Source organism: Burkholderia sp. NRF60-BP8 (assembly GCF_001522585.2).
GTDB lineage: Bacteria > Pseudomonadota > Gammaproteobacteria > Burkholderiales > Burkholderiaceae > Burkholderia.
Genome location: NZ_CP013373.1, coordinates 1475244 through 1492980 on the forward strand (window position 1 = coordinate 1475244; position 17737 = coordinate 1492980).

At 70.6% G+C, this 17737-nt stretch carries 15 protein-coding genes; 9 read left to right on the top strand and 6 right to left on the bottom strand.

Translation table 11 applies throughout. The features are described from left to right. Positions 1–238: 238 nt before the first annotated feature. On the top strand, positions 239–2863 hold the full coding sequence (gene alaS / locus WS54_RS20230) for an alanine--tRNA ligase (protein WP_059780229.1): 2625 nt from the start codon (positions 239–241) through the stop codon (positions 2861–2863). 141 nt (positions 2864–3004) lie between these two features. Here the strand turns inward: alaS and WS54_RS20235 are convergent, their stop codons facing one another. After that, the gene (locus WS54_RS20235) at positions 3005–3919 is read right to left on the bottom strand and encodes a LysR family transcriptional regulator (RefSeq protein ID WP_059780230.1); all 915 of its coding nucleotides are present in this window, start codon (positions 3917–3919) and stop codon (positions 3005–3007) included. 123 nt (positions 3920–4042) lie between these two features. Between WS54_RS20235 and WS54_RS20240 the strand changes: the two genes are divergently transcribed. The 8 genes from WS54_RS20240 to WS54_RS20275 all read left to right on the top strand — a co-directional run bounded on the left by WS54_RS20240 (position 4043) and on the right by WS54_RS20275 (position 11124). Further along, positions 4043–5338, top strand: a complete 1296-nt coding sequence (locus WS54_RS20240) for a YbfB/YjiJ family MFS transporter (protein WP_059780263.1) — start codon at positions 4043–4045, stop codon at positions 5336–5338. 121 nt (positions 5339–5459) lie between these two features. Then, a complete protein-coding gene (locus WS54_RS20245) occupies positions 5460–5996 on the top strand; it encodes an NUDIX domain-containing protein (protein ID WP_059780231.1) in 537 nt (178 codons plus the stop codon). 142 nt (positions 5997–6138) lie between these two features. Continuing rightward, a complete protein-coding gene (locus WS54_RS20250) occupies positions 6139–6576 on the top strand; it encodes an acyl-CoA thioesterase (protein ID WP_059780232.1) in 438 nt (145 codons plus the stop codon). Positions 6577–6585: 9 nt separating this feature from the next. Continuing rightward, positions 6586–7521, top strand: coding sequence for a branched-chain amino acid ABC transporter permease (locus tag WS54_RS20255; protein ID WP_059780233.1), 936 nt, complete (start codon positions 6586–6588; stop codon positions 7519–7521). After that, positions 7514–8743: a branched-chain amino acid ABC transporter permease gene (locus WS54_RS20260; protein WP_059780234.1), complete on the top strand. Its 1230-nt coding sequence runs from the start codon at positions 7514–7516 to the stop codon at positions 8741–8743. Before WS54_RS20255 ends, WS54_RS20260 begins: the two co-directional genes overlap by 8 nt. Beyond that, positions 8740–9492: an ABC transporter ATP-binding protein gene (locus tag WS54_RS20265; RefSeq protein WP_059780235.1), complete on the top strand. Its 753-nt coding sequence runs from the start codon at positions 8740–8742 to the stop codon at positions 9490–9492. The genes WS54_RS20260 and WS54_RS20265 overlap by 4 nt, the downstream gene beginning before the upstream one ends. Beyond that, the gene (locus WS54_RS20270; protein ID WP_059780236.1) at positions 9489–10193 is read left to right on the top strand and encodes an ABC transporter ATP-binding protein; all 705 of its coding nucleotides are present in this window, start codon (positions 9489–9491) and stop codon (positions 10191–10193) included. The genes WS54_RS20265 and WS54_RS20270 overlap by 4 nt, the downstream gene beginning before the upstream one ends. 184 nt (positions 10194–10377) lie before the next feature. Further along, positions 10378–11124 carry an SDR family NAD(P)-dependent oxidoreductase gene (locus tag WS54_RS20275; RefSeq protein ID WP_034207058.1) on the top strand — a complete coding sequence of 249 codons (747 nt, stop codon included), beginning with the start codon at positions 10378–10380 and terminating at the stop codon, positions 11122–11124. A 46-nt stretch (positions 11125–11170) separates the two neighbouring features. Here WS54_RS20275 and WS54_RS20280 read toward each other — a convergent pair whose 3' ends face one another. The 5 genes from WS54_RS20280 to WS54_RS20300 all read right to left on the bottom strand — a co-directional run bounded on the left by WS54_RS20280 (position 11171) and on the right by WS54_RS20300 (position 17523). Then, a complete protein-coding gene (locus WS54_RS20280; RefSeq protein ID WP_059780237.1) occupies positions 11171–11665 on the bottom strand; it encodes a heme-degrading domain-containing protein in 495 nt (164 codons plus the stop codon). A 102-nt stretch (positions 11666–11767) separates the two neighbouring features. Continuing rightward, the gene (iolB, locus tag WS54_RS20285; protein WP_059505638.1) at positions 11768–12586 is read right to left on the bottom strand and encodes a 5-deoxy-glucuronate isomerase; all 819 of its coding nucleotides are present in this window, start codon (positions 12584–12586) and stop codon (positions 11768–11770) included. A gap of 56 nt (positions 12587–12642) precedes the next feature. Then, positions 12643–13572, bottom strand: a complete 930-nt coding sequence (iolE, locus tag WS54_RS20290) for a myo-inosose-2 dehydratase (RefSeq protein ID WP_059780238.1) — start codon at positions 13570–13572, stop codon at positions 12643–12645. Positions 13573–13637: 65 nt separating this feature from the next. Then, a complete protein-coding gene (gene iolD / locus WS54_RS20295) occupies positions 13638–15521 on the bottom strand; it encodes a 3D-(3,5/4)-trihydroxycyclohexane-1,2-dione acylhydrolase (decyclizing) (RefSeq protein ID WP_059780239.1) in 1884 nt (627 codons plus the stop codon). A gap of 46 nt (positions 15522–15567) precedes the next feature. Then, entirely contained in the window at positions 15568–17523 is a 1956-nt protein-coding gene (locus tag WS54_RS20300; RefSeq protein WP_059780240.1) for a bifunctional 5-dehydro-2-deoxygluconokinase/5-dehydro-2-deoxyphosphogluconate aldolase, read from the bottom strand. Positions 17524–17737: the final 214 nt, after the last annotated feature.

Consider the following 17737-nt stretch of genomic DNA (forward strand, 5'->3'; position numbering starts at 1 on the left):
AAACGTCTCCTTTCATGGCTGGCCTGCCTTGCCGGGCACGGCCGATTGGCATGCCGAGCATCTTAAGGCGAATCGGCCGCGCCGGTGGCCCAGGCCGGTCGTCCGGCGCAGCGGGCCGCTGCCGCTTGGGCGGGCGGTCTGTATCGTATAATCGATCGTTTCCGAATCCATGCCGCCGCGCGCCCCGCCTGGGGCGCCGGCGTTTGAAGCCGTCTTTGCCAGACTGTCCCCGCACGCCATGAAAGCTGCCGAAATCCGCGAGAAATTCCTCAAATTCTTCGAATCGAAGGGCCACACGATCGTCCGCTCGTCGAGCCTCGTGCCCGGTAACGATCCCACGCTGATGTTCACGAACTCGGGCATGGTCCAGTTCAAGGACGTCTTCCTCGGCACGGACCCGCGCCCGTACTCGCGCGCCACCACCGCGCAGCGCAGTGTGCGCGCGGGCGGCAAGCACAACGACCTCGAGAACGTCGGCTACACGGCGCGCCACCACACGTTCTTCGAGATGCTCGGCAATTTCTCGTTCGGCGACTACTTCAAGCACGACGCGATCAAGTTCGCGTGGGAGCTGCTGACCACGGTCTACCAGCTGCCGAAGGAAAAACTGTGGGTCACCGTCTACCAGGAAGACGACGAAGCGTACGACATCTGGGCGAAGGAAGTCGGCGTGCCGACCGAGCGGATCATCCGGATCGGTGACAACAAGGGCGCGCGCTACGCGTCGGACAACTTCTGGACGATGGGCGACACCGGCCCGTGCGGCCCGTGTACCGAGATCTTCTACGACCACGGCCCGGACGTGTGGGGCGGGCCGCCGGGGTCGCCCGAAGAAGACGGCGACCGCTACATCGAGATCTGGAACCTCGTGTTCATGCAGTTCAACCGCGACGCGCAGGGCAACATGACGCGCCTGCCGAAGCAGTCGGTCGACACCGGCATGGGCCTCGAACGTCTCGCCGCGGTGCTGCAGCACGTGCACAGCAACTACGAGATCGACCTGTTCCAGAACCTGATCAAGGCCGCCGCGCGCGTGACCGAGATCAGCGACCTCACGAACAACTCGCTGAAGGTGATCGCCGATCACATCCGCGCGTGCTCGTTCCTGATCGTCGACGGCGTGATCCCCGGCAACGAAGGCCGCGGCTACGTGCTGCGCCGGATCGTGCGCCGCGCGATCCGCCACGGCTACAAGCTGGGCCGCAAGGGCGCGTTCTTCCACAAGCTGGTGGCCGACCTCGTCGCCGAGATGGGCACGGCCTATCCGGAGCTGAAGGAAGCCGAACAGCGCGTGACCGACGTGCTGCGCCAGGAAGAGGAGCGCTTCTTCGAAACGATCGAGCACGGCATGTCGATCCTCGAGGCCGCGCTCGCCGACGTCGACGCGAAGGGCGGCAAGGTGCTCGACGGCGAACTCGCGTTCAAGCTGCACGACACGTACGGCTTCCCGCTGGATCTGACGGCCGACGTGTGCCGCGAGCGCGGGATGACGGTCGACGAGCCGGCATTCGACGACGCGATGGCGCGCCAGCGCGAGCAGGCGCGCGCGGCCGGCAAGTTCAAGGCGACGCAGGGCCTCGAATACTCGGGCGCGAAGACCACGTTCCACGGTTACGAGGAAATCGCGTTCGACGACGCGAAGGTCGTCGCGCTGTACGTCGACGGTTCGGCCGTCAACGAAGTGAAGGCCGGCCAGGATGCGGTCGTCGTGCTCGATCACACGCCGTTCTACGCGGAATCGGGCGGCCAGGTCGGCGACCAGGGCGTGCTCGCGAACGCATCGACGCGCTTCGCGGTGGCCGACACGCTGAAGGTGCAGGCCGACGTGATCGGCCACCACGGCACGCTGGAGCAGGGCACGCTCAAGGTCGGCGACGTGCTGCGCGCGGAAATCGACGCGCAGCGCCGCGCGCGCACGCAGCGCAACCACTCGGCCACGCACCTGATGCACAAGGCGCTGCGCGAAGTGCTCGGCGCGCACGTGCAGCAGAAGGGTTCGCTCGTCGACGCGGACAAGACCCGTTTCGACTTCGCGCACAACGCGCCGATGACCGACGACGAGATCCGTCGCGTCGAGCAGATCGTCAACGCCGAAATCCTCGCGAACGCGCCGGGCATCGTGCGCGTGATGCCGTACGACGAAGCGGTGAAGGGCGGCGCGATGGCGCTGTTCGGCGAGAAGTACGGCGACGAAGTGCGCGTGCTCGACCTCGGCTTCTCGCGCGAACTGTGCGGCGGCACGCACGTGCACCGCACCGGCGACATCGGCCTGTTCAAGATCGTGATGGAAGGCGGCGTCGCGGCCGGCATCCGCCGCGTCGAGGCGATCACCGGCGACAACGCGGTGCGCTACGTGCAGGAGCTCGACGCGCGTGTGAACGAAGCGGCAGCGGCGCTGAAGGCGCAGCCGTCGGAACTCACGCAGCGCATCGCGCAGGTGCAGGACCAGGTGAAGTCGCTCGAGAAGGAACTGGGCGCGCTGAAGTCGAAGCTCGCGTCGAGCCAGGGCGACGAGCTCGCGCAGCAGGCCGTCGAAGTCGGCGGCGTGTACGTGCTGGCCGCGACGCTCGACGGCGCGGACGCGAAGACGCTGCGCGAAACGGTCGACAAGCTGAAGGACAAGCTGAAGAACGCGGCGATCGTGCTGGCGGCCGTCGAAGGCGGCAAGGTCAGCCTGATCGCGGGCGTCACGCCGGATGCGAGCAAGAAGGTCAAGGCCGGCGAGCTCGTGAACTTCGTCGCGCAGCAGGTCGGCGGCAAGGGCGGCGGCCGTCCGGACATGGCGCAGGCAGGCGGCACCGAGCCGGCGAACCTGCCGGGCGCGCTGGCCGGCGTGAAGGGCTGGGTCGAAGAACGGCTCTGATCGTTGTACGACCGACGCGACGTCGTCGTACCGACGGCATCGCGTGAAGCGAAAAACGACCCGATCGGCAGCGGTGCCGGTCGGGTCGTTTCGTTTGTGCCGTACCGGCGCGTCGCTCGATGCGGCGACGCGCGAGCCCGGTCAGGCCGGCACGGTCGCGGTCGGCTTCGCCGCGTCGCCGGGCTGTCGCGCGGCGTCGGTGAGCGCATCGCGCAGCGCGGCGAGCGCCGCCGACGCATAACCGTGCCGCCACGCGAGCAGCGTGTCGATGCCTTCCAGTTCGGGAATCGTGTGCGCGGCGATGTTGCCGGGCTCGGGCTGCAGATTCAGCACCGAACGCGGCGCGACCGCGATGCCCGCGCCGGCCGCGACGCACGCGACGATCGCGTGATACGAGCCGAGCTCGAGCACGCGCGCCGGCTTCGCGCCGTGCGCCGCGTACCATTGCTCGACGTACTTGCGATACGCGCAGCCGCGCTCGAACGCGACCAGCGTCGGCAGGAGCACGTCGCGCGGCGTGCGCACCGGCGGATGGCCGCGCGGGGTGAGCAGCACGAGGTCCTCGCGGAAGATCGGCACCGTCTCGAACGTGTCGGGCAGCGTGTCCGGCTCGGGCGGGCGCGCGAACAGCGCGGCGTCGATTTCGAAGTCGCGCACGCGGTCGATCAGGCAGCCCGTCGTGCCCGTCAGCAGTTCGAGCGATACGTCGGGCCATGCATGGTGGTAGCGCGCGAGGAGGGTCGGCAGCCGGCTCGCGGCCGTGCTTTCCATCGTGCCGAGCCGCAGCCGGCCGCGCGGCGTGTCCTCGCGCACCGCATCGCGCGCCTCGTCGGCGAGCGCGAGCAGGCGCTCCGCATACGGCAGCAGCGTATGCCCGGCCGGCGTCAGCACGAGCCGGCGGCCGTCGCGCACGAACAGCGCCGCGCCGAGTTCCTCCTCCAGCTGCTTGATGCGCGTCGTGACGTTCGACTGCACGCGATTGAGCTTGGCCGCCGCGCGCGTCACGCCGTTCTCGCGCACCACCGCCCGGAAGATCGCCAGCGCCGCCAGGTCCATGATTCTCTCCATGGGATGACTTGATTCTCAATTATTCATTTTTAGAGAACGTTCGGTCAAGCTAGGATGGAGACGTTCCGATTCCCGATGCGGCCGGCGCGCGACGCGTCGGCCCATGTCGCCATGTCCCGCTTCGATGTCCCGACCGCCGCCGCCCGCGTGCTTTCGCCCGACCGCGCCGACCGCCGCGCCCGCGCGGCCGCGCTCGCCTGCATGATCGGCCTGACCGTCGTGCTCGGCGTCGGTCGTTTCGCGTTCACGCCGCTGTTGCCGTTGATGCTCGCGGACGGCTCGATCGGCCTGAAAGCAGGCAGCTGGCTCGCGTCGGCGAACTACGCGGGCTACTTCGTCGGGGCGCTCAGTTGCGCGGCGCTGCGCGTCGCGCCCGCGCGGATGGTGCGTGTCGGGCTCGTCGCGACCGTGCTCCTGACCGCCGCGATGGGGGCCGGTCACTGGCTGCCGGCGTGGCTCGTCGTGCGTTTCGTCGCGGGCGTCGTCAGCGCATGGACGTTCGTGTTCATGTCGCAATGGGGATTGCGGCGCCTGGCCGAACTGAGTGCGCCCGAATGGAGCGGGGTGATCTACGCGGGGCCGGGTGTCGGCATCGTCGTGACGGGGCTGATCGGCAGTGCGCTGGCCGGCCAGCGTGCGGTGGTGGGCTGGCTCGGTTTCGCGGCGTTGTCGGCCGTCCTGTCGGTCGCGATCTGGCGCGCGTTCGGTGCGGCGCCGGCTTCGGCTTCGGCTTCGGCTTCGGCCTCGACCTCGACCTCGACCTCGGCGCACGCGCAGGCAGCGCCGCCGGCCGCCGGGGCGCCCGCCACCCTGGCGGCACGGGCGGCACGGGCGGCCACGCGCAGCCGTCGCGCGGACGCCGCGTGGCTCGTCGTGCTGTACGGCGCGCCGGGCTTCGGCTACATCGTCACCGCGACGTTCCTGCCGGTGATCGCGCGCGCCGCGCTGCCGGCCGGTTCGCCGTGGCCCGACCTGTTCTGGCCGATGTTCGGCGCGGCGCTGATCGTCGGCGCGATCACCGCCGCGCGGCTGCCCGGGCACTGGGACAACCGGCTGCTGCTTGCGGCCGGCTGCGCGACGCAGGCGCTCGGCATCGCGGCCGGAATCGTATGGCCGAACGCGGCCGGCTTCTCGATCGGCAGCGCGCTGCTCGGCCTGCCGTTCACCGCGATCACGCTGTTCGCGATGCGCGAGGCGCGGCGCCTGCACGGCGAGCGTGCGGCCGGGCTGATGGGCTATGCGACCGCATCGTACGGCGTCGGGCAGATACTCGGGCCGCTCGTCGCGGCGCCGCTCGCCGCGCGCTTCGGGTCGTTTACGCCCGCGCTGTGGGTCGCGGCGGCCGCGCTGCTGATCGGCGCCGCCGGCTTCGCGGCGACCGCCGCACGCGGGCGCCGGTCGCCCTGACGCCGGTGGGGCCGGATCGTCTCGGGCGCGGGCAAACTCGCTAGAATGAAGCCTTTCCCGCGCCGAGCGGGTGCGCGGGCAGCCGGCACACGGCCGTCCGGCGCTCGCCAGATTGCCATCGATGACCACCGCCGACTACCGCTTTTGCCCGCGCTGCGCGAGCCCGCTGACCGAGCGGGCCGATCCCGACCATGAGGGCGGCCGCATCCGCCAGGCCTGCCCCGACGAATCCTGCGGCTACGTGCACTGGAACAACCCGCTGCCCGTCGTCGCCGCGATCGTCGAACTCGACGGCAAGGTCCTGCTCGCGCGCAACGCGGCGTGGCCCGAAGGGATGTTCGCGCTGATCACCGGCTTTCTCGAAAACGGCGAGACGCCCGAGGACGGCATCGCGCGCGAGGTATTCGAGGAAACCGCGCTGAAGGCCGAGCACGTATCGCTCGTCGGCGTGTACGAATTCATGCGCAAGAACGAGCTGATCATCGCGTACCACGTGCGGGCGTCGGGCACGGTGTCGCTGTCGCCGGAACTGCTCGAATACAAGCTCGTCGATCCGCCGCTGCTGCGCCCGTGGCGCGCCGGCACGGGCGTCGCGCTCGCCGACTGGATGCGCGCGCGCGGCCTCGATTTCGAATTCGTCGACCGGCCGGGGCAGTGACGCGCCGGCCTGCCCGCAGCATGCCGTCCGCCGTGGTGCGCGCGTCGCGGCGCTTCGTCGCCGGCCGGCGCGCCGCGTCGTGCGGCCGTCACGCGCCGTCCCCGTCGTTCCCTTCGCTCCCATCGTCCTGACCGCCATCGCCATGTCCGACAAGCCGCAGCCGCGTCCGCGCGACGCCTATCGCCACTTCCTGCCGATCACGACCCGCTGGATGGACAACGACGTCTACGGGCACGTGAACAACGTCGTCTACTACAGTTACTTCGACACCGTCGTGAACGAGTACCTGATCCGTGCGGGCGTGCTCGACGTCGAGCATGGGCAGACGATCGGGCTCGTCGTCGAGACGCAATGCAACTACTTCGCGCCGCTCGTGTTTCCGCAATTGGTCGACGCGGGCCTGCGCGTCGTGAAGCTCGGCACGTCGAGCGTGCGCTATGAGGTCGGGCTGTTCGCCCGAGGCGATGCGGCGCCCGCCGCACAGGGGCATTTCGTGCACGTGTACGTCGATCGCGGCACGCGCCGCCCGGTGCCGCTGCCCGATGCGCTGCGCGCCGCGCTCGAACCGCTCGCCGCCTGACGATACGCGGTGCACGCGTTCGCGCTCCAGGCGTTCAACGGCCTCAGCTACGGCTTGCTGCTGTTCATGCTGTCGGCCGGCCTCACGCTGATCTTCAGCGTGCAGGGCGTGCTCAACTTCGCCCATGCGAGCTTCTACATGCTCGGCGCGTATGTCGGCTACGGCATCGCGGCCTCGGCGGGCTTCTGGCCCGCGCTCGTGTTCGCGCCGCTGGCCGTCGGGCTGCTCGGCGCCGGCTGCGAACGCGCGCTGCTGCGCCGCGTGCAGGCGCGCGGCCATACGAGCGAACTGCTGTTGACCTTCGGTCTCGCGTACCTGATTGGCGAGGGCACGAAACTCGCATGGGGTCTCGCGCCGCTGCCGGCGCCCGTGCCGCCGCTGTTCGACGGCGCGCCCGTGATCGTGTTCGGTCTCGCGTTGCCGCGTTACCGGCTGTTCATGATGGCGATGTCCGCAACGATGCTGGTCGTGCTCGGCGGGCTGCTGCGCGCGTCGCGCCTCGGGCTCGTCGTGCGCGCGGCGCTCACGCATCGCGCGGCGGTCGAGGCGCTCGGCTACGACGTGCCGCGTGTGATGACGGCGCTGTTCGGCGCGGGCACCGCGCTCGCGGCGCTGGCCGGCGTGATCGGCGCGCCGCTCGCGGTGATCGAGCCCGCGCTGGCTGAAACCGTCGGATCGGTCGTGTTCGCGGTGGTCGTGATCGGCGGGCTCGGCTCGCTCGGCGGCGCGTTCGTCGCGTCGCTCGCGGTCGGCTTCGCGCAGACCTTCGCGGCGGCGAGCGACACGTCGCTGCGCGACCTCGCGGCATGGACGGGCATCGCGCTGCCCGACAGCGTGGCCACCGTGTCGATCGCGCAACTGGCGCCGCTGGTGCCGTACCTGCTGCTCGTCGCGGTCCTGGTCGCGCGGCCGCGCGGGTTGTTCGGCGAGCGTGCCGATGCGTAGCCGCGCACTGGCCGGATGCGTGCGCTGGGCGCTGTTCGCCGCGTGCGTCGCGCTGCCCGCATGGCTGTGGCCGCATGGCGCGGTGCTCGGCTATCTCGCGCAGACGGCCGCGCTCGTCGTGCTCGCGCTGTCGTACAACCTGCAGCTCGGCACGACCGGGCTGCTGTCGTTCGGGCATGCGGCATTCGCGGGCCTCGGCGCGTTCGCGGCCGCCCACTGGTTCAACCATATCGGCGGACCGCTGCCGCTGTTGCCGCTCGTCGGCGGCGCGGCCGGCGCGGGCTTCGGGTTCGTCGCCGGGCTGCTGGCGACGCGCCGTTCCGGCACCGCGTTCGCGATGATCACGCTCGGCCTCGGCGAATGCGTCGCGGCCGCCGCGTGGAGCGTGCCCGCGTGGTTCGGCGGCCTCGGCGGCGTGCCGATCGATCGCGCGAGCGGTGCGCCGTGGGGCAACGCGCATTTCGGCGCGCCGACGCACGCGTATGCGTTGATCGCCGCGTGGTGCATCGTGTCGGCGTGGGCGATGCATGCGCTGACGCGCACGCCGCTCGCGCGCCTCGCGAACGCGGTGCGCGACAACCCGGCGCGCGTCGCCGCGCTCGGCACCGATCCGCGGCGCGTGCGGCTCGCGATGGTCACCTGCGCATCGTTCTTCGCGGGCATCGCCGGCACGCTGACGCTGATCGACGTCGAGATCGCGACGCCCGACAGCGTGTCGATGGCGCGCTCGGCGACCGTGCTGATCGCCGCGGTGATCGGCGGCACCGGCGCGTTCTTCGGGCCGGCGGCCGGCGCGGCCGTGCTGACCGCGCTGAGTATCGTCGTCGCGGGCGTGTCGCGCGCGTGGGCGCTGTATCTCGGCGTGCTGTTCGTCGCGATCGTCGTCGCCGCGCCCGGCGGGATCGCGGGCATTGCGCGCTCGCTCGCGCCTACGCTGCGGCGCGGCGCGCCGGCCGTCGAGCGGTGGCGCGTGCTGTGCGCCGTCGGTGCGTGCGCGTTCTGGGGCGTCGCGATCGTCTGCGCGGCCGAGCTCGGCTATGCATGGCGCTTCGCGCAGGACGACGGCACGGGCTTCGCGTTCGGTGCGTGGAACATCGACGCCGATACGCCGGCCGGCTGGGCCGTCGCGTGCTCGGCGGCCGGCATCGGCACGCTGCTGTGGCGCTGGCGCGCGCGGCTCGCGCATGACGCGGCGGTGGCCATGCAGGAGGACGCGCGATGAACGGCAACGCGATCGCGCTTCACGGCGTCGTGCAGCGCTTCGGCGCGCAGACCGTGCTCGACGGGGTCGACCTGAGCATCGCGGCAGGCGAGCGCCACGCGCTGATCGGGCCGAACGGCGCGGGCAAATCGACGCTGTTCGGCGTGATCGCCGGGGCGACGCGGCCGACGCGCGGACGCGTCGTGCTGCACGGCGTCGAGCTGCGCGGGCGCGGGCCGGTCGTCGCGAGCCGCCTCGGCATCGGCCGCAGTTTCCAGCAGACGAGCGCGTTCGCGCGCCTGACGGTGTTCGACAACCTGCGCTGCGCGGCGCTGCACGCGCCGGCCGAACGGCGGCGCTGGTGGAACCGGCTGCGCGAATCGGCGTCGATCGATCGCGCGGCGGCGCGCGTGCTGCACGACATCGGCCTCGATGCGCGGCGCGACACGCCGGCCGCCGCGCTGAGCTATGCGGAGCAGCGCGCGCTCGATCTCGGGATCGCGCTCGCGAGCGGCGCGCGTACGCTGCTGCTCGACGAGCCCACGGCCGGCATGAGCCGCGCGCAGGCGGCGCGGATGATCGCGCTGATCCGCGCGACGACGCAGGGCCGCACCGTGCTGATGATCGAGCACGACATGGACGCGGTGTTCGGTTTCGCCGAACGCATCACCGTGCTCGTGCGCGGCACCGTGGTCGCGACCGGCGCGCCCGACGCGATCCGCGCCGATCCGCGCGTGCGGGCCGCCTATCTGGGCGAGGGCGCGGCATGAGCGCCGTGCTCGAGATTCGCGGGCTGCGTGCGTGGTACGGGGTGCAGCCCGTGCTCGACGGCGTCGATCTCGCGCTCGCGCCGGGCGAGACGCTCGCGCTGCTCGGCCGCAACGGCTCGGGGCGCTCGACGCTCGCGAAGGCCGTGATGGGGCTCGTGCGCACGGCCGGCTCGGTGCGCATCGCCGGCGCCGAATGCGCGGGCGCGCGCACGTTCGAGATCGCGCGGCGCGGCGTCGCTTACGTGGCCGAAAGCCGCGACGTGTTTCCGCTGCTGACCGTGCGCGACAACCTGCGGCTCGGTTTGCGCGGCGCGAGCGGCGCCATCGAACGCGCGGCGCTCGACCGCCTGTTCGAGCGCTTTCCGTTGCTGGCCGCGCGCGCGGACGTGAAAGCCGGGCGGCTGTCGGGCGGCGAGCAGCAGGTGCTCGCGCTGGTGCGCGCACTCGCCGGCCGGCCGCGCGTGCTGATCGTCGACGAGCCGGCCGAAGGGCTCGCGCCGCTCGCGGTCGACGAAGTCGGCGCGTGCCTCGCCGCGCTGCAGGCCGACGGCGTGTCGATCGTGCTGATCGAGCAGCGGCTGCAGCTCACGCCGCGGCTCGCGCGACGCGCGGCGGTAATGGGGCGCGGACGGATCGTCTACGACGGCGGGCTCGACGGGCTGGGCGGCGAGGTCGCACGCGCGTGGCTGAGCGCCGGCTGACGGCATCCAGTCGATTGTTCGGCAAACTCCGCCAGTCAATTCGCGTCGAGCCGCTTTATCGTCGCGGCGCCGCACCGTACATTGCCAGTCAGGCCGGTCGCCGTCGCAACGCATCGACGCATCGACGCATCGTCGCGGCAACCGGCGCCATCCATCGAACGTCTTCGGACTGAGGAATGAAATCATGAGCAAGCTGACAGGCAAGGTAGCGATCGTCACGGGCGCATCGAAGGGCATCGGCGCGGCAATCGCGAAGGCATTGGCCGACGAAGGTGCAGCGGTCGTCGTCAACTACGCGAGCAGCAAGGCAGGCGCGGATGCGGTCGTGAGCGCGATCACGGAAGCGGGCGGCCGCGCGGTCGCGGTCGGCGGCGACGTGTCGAAGGCAGCCGACGCGCAACGCATCGTCGATACCGCGATCGAAACGTATGGTCGTCTCGACGTGCTCGTCAACAACTCCGGCGTGTACGAATTCGCGCCGATCGAAGCGATCACCGAGGAACACTACCGCCGGCAGTTCGACACGAACGTGTTCGGCGTGCTGCTGACCACGCAGGCGGCGGTCAAGCATCTCGGCGAAGGCGCGAGCATCATCAACATCAGCTCGGTCGTGACCAGCATCACGCCGCCCGCCAGCGCCGTGTACAGCGGCACGAAGGGTGCGGTCGACGCGATCACCGGCGTGCTCGCGCTCGAACTCGGCCCGCGCAAGATCCGCGTGAACGCGATCAACCCGGGGATGATCGTGACCGAAGGCACGCACAGCGCGGGCATCATCGGTTCCGATCTCGAAGCGCAGGTGCGCGGCCAGACGCCGCTCGGCCGCCTCGGCGAGCCGAACGACATCGCGTCGGTCGCCGTGTTCCTCGCATCGGACGATGCACGCTGGATGACCGGCGAGCACCTCGTCGTGAGCGGCGGGTTGAACTGATCGTCCGCAGGTCGGCGCGAGCGGTGCGGGTGCGCCGTTCGCGCCGCTACGCGCTCATCGCGAGCGCATTCGCGCCGACGTGCCATCGCAGGCATTCGACGACGAGCGCGTGATCGCGTTCGGCGCCGAGGCCCGCGATCGCCATCGCGCCGACGATGCCGGCGCCGGCGATCCGCAACGGCACGCCGCCGCCGTCGAGTGCGTAGTCGTCGTCCGACAGGCCCTGCGACCGCAGCGACCAGCCGGCACGCCGAAAGCGCGCGCCGACCGCGAGCGAACTCTCGCCGAAACGCAGGACCGTGTTCTGCCGGCGGCGGATCGCATCGCCGTCGTGCGCACCGCTGCCGTCGAGCGCACAGTAGAACAGCAGCGCCTGCTCGCCGACGATGCCGACCGCGATCGGCAGCCCGCGTCGCGACGCGAGGTTGACCGCGATTTCTCCCATGCGGCGCGCGACGGCCGCATCGAAGTGCGGCAGCGCCGGGGTCGACGTATCGTCGTCGAAGGCGTGGGGTTCGAGGCGAAAGGGGGACGTCACCATGGCGGCTCCGTGGCGTGGCCGGCTCGATACGCGTGCCGGGCGTCGCATCGTCACGGGCCGCGCGGGCCCGTGTTCCGTTCAGTGCTTCGGCGCGTCGGCACGTCAGCGTTTCGGCGCCGCATCGAGCATCCACTCGTGCGCGGGGTCGTTCTTGAACGCCCACGCGCGGCTCGGTCCGGCCATCACGTTCAGGTAGTACAGGTTGTAGCCGTGAGGAGCCACGACCGGGTGGTAGCCGCGCGGCACCATCACGACGTCGTGGTTCTCCACCGCGCACGCCTCGTCGAGGCTGCGGTCGTCGGTGTACACGCGCTGGAACGCGAAACCCTGCGGCGGATCGATCCGGTGGTAATAGGTTTCCTCGAGCGAGGTTTCGTCGGGCGCCGCGTCGCGGTCGTGCTTGTGCGGCGGATAGCTGCTCGAATGGCTGGCCGGCGTGACGACTTCGACGACGAGGAGGCGCTCGGCGGCCGGGTTGTCGCCCATCAGGATGTCGCATACGTAGCGCGTGTTGGTGCCTTGCCCGCGCACCGAGCGGCGCATCCGTTCGCCGTCGAGGCGCCGCACGGGCTTGTCGCCGCTCGCGTACGGCGCGGTGCACAGCGCGACTTCCGCATCGCGCGTCGCGACCAGCGTGACGCGCTTGCCGCCCGGCACGTACAGCGCGTCCGGCGATACGTCTTCGAACACGCTGTCGCGCTTGCCGAGCGCGTCGTAGGTTTCGCCGTCGACGTCCGCGCGCACCGTGCCCGTCAGCACGACGACGCACAGTTCGCGCGTGCCCGTGTCGAGCGTCTCGGCGTCGCCGGCCTTCAGGCGCAGCGCGCGAAAGCCGACGTGCTTCCAGCCGGCCGATTCGGGCGTGACGTTGCAGATTTCGCGGTCGGCGGATGCCTTGACCAGCAGGGGAGAAATCGTCATGAAGTGGGTCTCCGCAATAGGGTAGGACGCGAATGCTCGGGCGCTTGCGCGCGAGCTCACGCGCTCAACCGGTCGACGATCGCGCGCAGCGACTCGTAGCCCTTCTTCGCATACGCATAGCTCGGCGCGACGGCCGGATCCTGCTCGGCCTCGACGACGAGCCAGCCCTCGTAGCCGGCATCCTTCAGCGTGCGCAGCGTCGCGTCGTAGTCGAGCGCGCCGTCGCCCGGCACCGTGAAGGTGCCGTTGATCACGCCGTTCAGGAAGCTCCAGCCGTCGTTGCGCGCCTGGTTGACGACCTGCGGCCGCACGTCCTTGCAATGCACGTGCGCCACGCGCGACACGTGCTTCTTCAGCAGCGTCACCGGGTCGACCGCGCCGCCGAAATACGCGTGGCCGGTGTCGAACAGCAGGAACACCTTCGCGGGATCGGTCAGCGCCATCAGCCGGTCGACGTCGTCCGGCGACTCGACGTACGCGCCCATGTGGTGATGGTAGGCGAGCCGGATCCCGTAGGTGTCGAGCAGATGCGCGCCGAACGCGTCGAGGCGCGCCGCGTAGCGCCGCCACGCTTCGTCGTCGACGAAACGCGGCCGCTTCGCGACCGGCGTGTCGATGTTGCCCTGGATCGTGCCCGCGCATTCGCCGTACACGACGACCGTCACGTCGTTGAATTGCAGCTTCGTCATGTGCGCGCGGCAGCGCTCGATCTCCGCCGCGACGGCATCGGCGTCGGTCATGCCCGGCGCGACTTCCGCGAGGAAGCCCGAATACCAGCCCGACACGCACACGAGCCCGAATTCGGCGAGCTTCGCCTTCAGTTCGGGGCCCGTCTTCGGAAACTTGTTGCCGAGCTCGAAGCCCGCATAGCCGATTTCGGCGCCTTCCTTCAGCGCCGTCTCGAGCGGCGTCTCGCCGCCGAGCGACGGCAGGTCGTCGTTCATCCACGACAGGGGGTTGATGCCGATGCGGACGTTCCAGCTCATGTCTTGCTTCCTCGATTCGATTCGGATGATGGGGGCGAAGCGTGTTCGTGGAGCGGCGTGCGCGATCAGCGCCGCTGCCGGGTTTTCGCGTCGAGATACGTCTGGTGCGCGCGTTCGACATCGGCGCGTGCGGAGACCTGCGGCACCGCGACTTCCCACCACGCGCCACCGTCGTCGGTGGTGCGACGATGCGTGGTGTCGATCACGAGCACCTGGCTCTTCGTCGCCGCCCGTGCGCGTTTCATTTCGCGGCGCAGCTCGCCGACGTCGCGCACGTGCACGGCTTCCGCACCCATTGCGCGCGCATGCATCGCGAAGTCGATCGTCGAGCGTTCGCCGCCTTCGGGCACGCAGTCGTCGAGCATGTTGTTGAAGCTCGCGCCGCCGCAGTTGAGCTGCAACCGCTCGATGCAGCCGTAGCCGCGGTTGTCGAGGATCACGACGATGATCTTGCGGCCGAGCATCACGGAGGTCGCGAGCTCCGCGTTGAGCATCATGTACGAGCCGTCGCCGACGATCACGATCACTTCGCGCTCGGGCCGCGCGAGCTTCGCGCCGAGACCGCCCGCGACCTCGTAGCCCATGCACGAATACGCATAGTCCATGTGGTAGTTGCCCGGCACGCCGCTGCGCCACAGCTTGTGCAGTTCGGCCGGCAGCGTGCCGGCCGCGCAGACGACGAGGTCGTCGCGCGCGCTGTCGCGCCCCGCGTCGGCCGCGGAGTCGCGCACCGCACCGATCACTTCCGCGTCGTACGGCAGCGTGTCGGTCGGCATCCGGGTGGTCAGCGTCGTCACGCGCGCGTTCCACGCGGCGGCCTGGTCGCGGTTCGCGGCCGTCCACGCCGCGTCGGCGCGCCAGCCGGCCAGCGCGGCCGACAACTGACCGAGGCCCGTACGCGCATCGGCAACCAGTTGCCGGCCGCGCTTCTTGCCCGCGTCGAACGGCTGCACGTTCAGGCTCAACAACGTTGCGTCGCCGTAGAGCGCGTGCGAGCCGGTCGTGAAATCCTGCAGCCGCGTGCCGACCGCGAACACGACGTCGGCCTGTGCGGCCGCGCGATTCGCGGCGGGGGAGCCCGTCACGCCGATCGATCCGAGGTTCAGCGGGTGGTCCCACGCGAGGCTGCCCTTGCCGGCCTGCGATTCGGCCACCGGCACGCCGTGCGTGTCGGCGAACGTGCGCAGCGCGTCCCACGCCTGGCTGTACAGCACGCCGCCGCCGGCGACGATCAGCGGCTTCTTCGCGGCCTTCAGCACGTCGAGCGCATCGGCGAGTTCGAGCGGGTCGGCCGGCGGCCGGCGCATCCGGATCACCGGCGGCGCGAAGAAATCCTCGGGCCAGTCGTACGCGAAGGTCTGCACGTCCTGCGGCAGCGCGAGGCACACGGGGCCGCACTGCGCGGGATCGGTCATTACCTGGATCGCGCGCGGCAGCGCGACGAGCAGTTGCTCGGGCGACGCGATGCGGTCGAAGTAGCGCGTCACGGGCCGGAAGCAGTCGTTCGCGCTGACGTCGCCCTGTTCGAAATCCTCGACCTGCTGCAGTACCGGGTCGGGCAGCCGCGACACGAACACGTCGCCGGGCAGCAGCAGCAGCGGCAAGCGGCCGACGTGCGCGAGCGCGGCGGACGTGAGCATGTTGGTCGCGCCGGGGCCGATGCTCGACGTCGCGGCCATCATCCGCTGGCGGAAATTCGCTTTCGCGAACGCGACGGCCGCGTTGGCCATCCCTTGCTCGTTGTGCGCGCGAAACGTCGGCAGCCGGTCCTTCTCGGCATGCAGCGCTTCGCCGAGCCCGGCCACGTTGCCGTGTCCGAAGATCGCGAACACGCCGCCGCAGTACGGCAGGATCTCGGTGCGGCCGTCGGGCTGGACGACTTCGGCGCGCAGGGCGGCCAGGTAGCGCACGAGCGCCTGGCTGACGGTCAGTCTTACGGTGGTGGTCATCGTCGGTCGATAGAGAGAAGTCGGGTGGTCGTCGCGAACACGGGCATCAGGCTGCGGCGGCGCGCGCGGCGGCCCGGCGGCCCAGCCACGCGTCGACCAGTTGCGCGAAGTTGCCGGCCACTTCGTCGATCAGCGCCTGATCGTCGATCCGGCCCGCGAACCAGTTCAGCGAGGCATCGGCCCACAGCGTGCGCCCGACCATGAAGCCCTTGACGATCGGGTCGGTCGCCGAGCGGAAGCTGTCGACGAGGTATTGCAGCGGCTGGTTCAGCCCGAGGATCACCGCGCCGCGGCAGTGCGGGTCGCGCTCGGCGATCAGCGCGGCGAGCCGTGCCCAGCCGTCGGCGGTGAGCGGCGTGAGCTTCCACCATTCGGGCTTCACGCCGAGGTTGTAGAAGCGCGCGACCGTGCGCAGCACCGCGTCGTCCTCGGTGCCGGCCGGCGTGACCGCGCGCGGCGGAATCATTTCCAGCAGCAGCTCGTTGCCGCTCGCGCGCGTGGCTTCCCACAGTTCGAGCACGCGCTGCTCCTGCTCGACGCGCAGGTCGACGGGGTCGTCGGGGTGATAGTGAACGAGGCATTTCACGACCTGTTCGGTCGGCCAGTGCGTGAGCGACGAGCCGACCGAACGCGTCTCGTCGAACCGCAGCGGCCGCGAGCCCGGCAGCTCGACCGGCCGGCCGACCCACCAGCCGCGCCCGGTGGCCGACGCGAGCGCGTCGCGGCCGTACGCGCCGCCGTCGATCAGCACGCCGACGTGGCCGGCGATGCCGCGGTCGCGCTCGACCTGTTCGACCGCGCGCACGAGCAGGCGCTTCAACGTGCTGATCCGCGCCTCGTCCGCGCCGGCCTGCACCGCGAGCTCGTAGAACTGGCTGCGATGGTCGAACGCCATCACGCACAGGTCGTCCCATTCGCGGCGCGGCACCGTCACGCGATGCAGGTGCGCGAGCGTGCGGTCGGCATCGACCGCCGGATTGCGGCTGCCGCCGAACCAGTGCGCGAGTTCGGCCGGCGTCGGCATCGCGGCCGAGCACGCGTGGCGCGACACGACGATCGCGCCGCATGCGTTCGCGATGCGCGTCGATTCGGCCCAGTCGCGCCCGCGCAGCAGCCCCGACAGCAGGCCCGACAGGAACGCGTCGCCCGCGCCGAGCACGTTGAGCACCTCGACGCGTTCGCCGACGAAGGTCGGCGCGGCGTCGATGCGCGCGGGAACGTCGCCTTCGATCACGCAGCAGCCGAGCGCGCCGCGCTTGACGACCAGCGTCGCGTTCGTGATCGCGCGCACCGCCTGCAACGACGCGATCAGGTCGTGCGGCACGCCGCCCGCGATCAGGAATTCCTCCTCGGTGCCGACCAGCAGATCGAATTCGTCGAGCACCTGCTGCAGTTGCCGCGTCACCTGCGCGTCGGGTACGTAACGGTTCTCGCCGGCGCCGCGCGCGGTCAGCCCCCACAGCACCGGCCGGTAGTCGATGTCGAGGATGCGCACCGCGCCGTGGCGGCGCGCGTAACCGAGCGCGGTCAGCGACGCCTCGCGCGTGCCCGGCGTCGACAGATGCGTGCCGGTGATCGCCAGCGCGCGGCAACCGGCGATGAAGTCCTCGCTGATCTCGTCGGCGCGCACGGCCATGTCCGCGCAGTTCTCGCGCACGAACAGCAGCGGGAACGTATCGCGATCCTTCAGCCCGAGCAGCACCAGCGCTGTGAGCCGCTCGCGATCGGTCTGCAACTGGCTCGTGTCGCAGCCTTCGCGCTCGAGCGTCTCGCGCAGGAAACGGCCCATCTGCTCGTCGCCGACGCGCGAGATCATCGCGGTCTTCAGCCCGAGCCGCGCGACGCCGAACGCGACGTTGCCCGACGAGCCGCCGAGATACATCTGGAAGCTGCGCGCGTCTTCGAGGCGGCTGCCGTACTGCTGCGCATAGAGATCCACGGCCACGCGGCCGAGGCAGGCGAGATCGATGGGGCGGTCACTCGGAAAGTTCAGCAGGCTCATATCACGTGTCACGCTCGCGGCCGGCGTTCGGCGCTGCCGGCGGATTAGGGGACCGATCCGGCGGCGGCTGTCCGCGGCATGTGCCGCACGACGCGAGGCTGCCTGCCGCCGGGATTCGGGCTACGGACGCAGTCTAGACTTTTTGGAAATCCAGTTCCCTAGGTGAAATCACGTAGAAATAAATTTCCAAATTTTCGAGGAAGTGATCTACAGT

Excerpts from the sequence above, each read along its gene's own strand:
- alaS (WP_059780229.1), top strand. The coding sequence starts at position 239 with ATGAAAGCTGCCGAAATCCGCGAGAAATTCCTCAAATTCTTCGAATCG.
- WS54_RS20235 (WP_059780230.1), bottom strand. The coding sequence starts at position 3,919 with ATGGACCTGGCGGCGCTGGCGATCTTCCGGGCGGTGGTGCGCGAGAAC.
- WS54_RS20240 (WP_059780263.1), top strand. The coding sequence starts at position 4,043 with ATGTCCCGCTTCGATGTCCCGACCGCCGCCGCCCGCGTGCTTTCGCCC.
- WS54_RS20245 (WP_059780231.1), top strand. The coding sequence starts at position 5,460 with ATGACCACCGCCGACTACCGCTTTTGCCCGCGCTGCGCGAGCCCGCTG.
- WS54_RS20250 (WP_059780232.1), top strand. The coding sequence starts at position 6,139 with ATGTCCGACAAGCCGCAGCCGCGTCCGCGCGACGCCTATCGCCACTTC.
- WS54_RS20260 (WP_059780234.1), top strand. The coding sequence starts at position 7,514 with ATGCGTAGCCGCGCACTGGCCGGATGCGTGCGCTGGGCGCTGTTCGCC.
- WS54_RS20265 (WP_059780235.1), top strand. The coding sequence starts at position 8,740 with ATGAACGGCAACGCGATCGCGCTTCACGGCGTCGTGCAGCGCTTCGGC.
- WS54_RS20270 (WP_059780236.1), top strand. The coding sequence starts at position 9,489 with ATGAGCGCCGTGCTCGAGATTCGCGGGCTGCGTGCGTGGTACGGGGTG.
- WS54_RS20275 (WP_034207058.1), top strand. The coding sequence starts at position 10,378 with ATGAGCAAGCTGACAGGCAAGGTAGCGATCGTCACGGGCGCATCGAAG.
- WS54_RS20280 (WP_059780237.1), bottom strand. The coding sequence starts at position 11,665 with ATGGTGACGTCCCCCTTTCGCCTCGAACCCCACGCCTTCGACGACGAT.
- iolB (WP_059505638.1), bottom strand. The coding sequence starts at position 12,586 with ATGACGATTTCTCCCCTGCTGGTCAAGGCATCCGCCGACCGCGAAATC.
- iolE (WP_059780238.1), bottom strand. The coding sequence starts at position 13,572 with ATGAGCTGGAACGTCCGCATCGGCATCAACCCCCTGTCGTGGATGAAC.
- iolD (WP_059780239.1), bottom strand. The coding sequence starts at position 15,521 with ATGACCACCACCGTAAGACTGACCGTCAGCCAGGCGCTCGTGCGCTAC.
- WS54_RS20300 (WP_059780240.1), bottom strand. The coding sequence starts at position 17,523 with ATGAGCCTGCTGAACTTTCCGAGTGACCGCCCCATCGATCTCGCCTGC.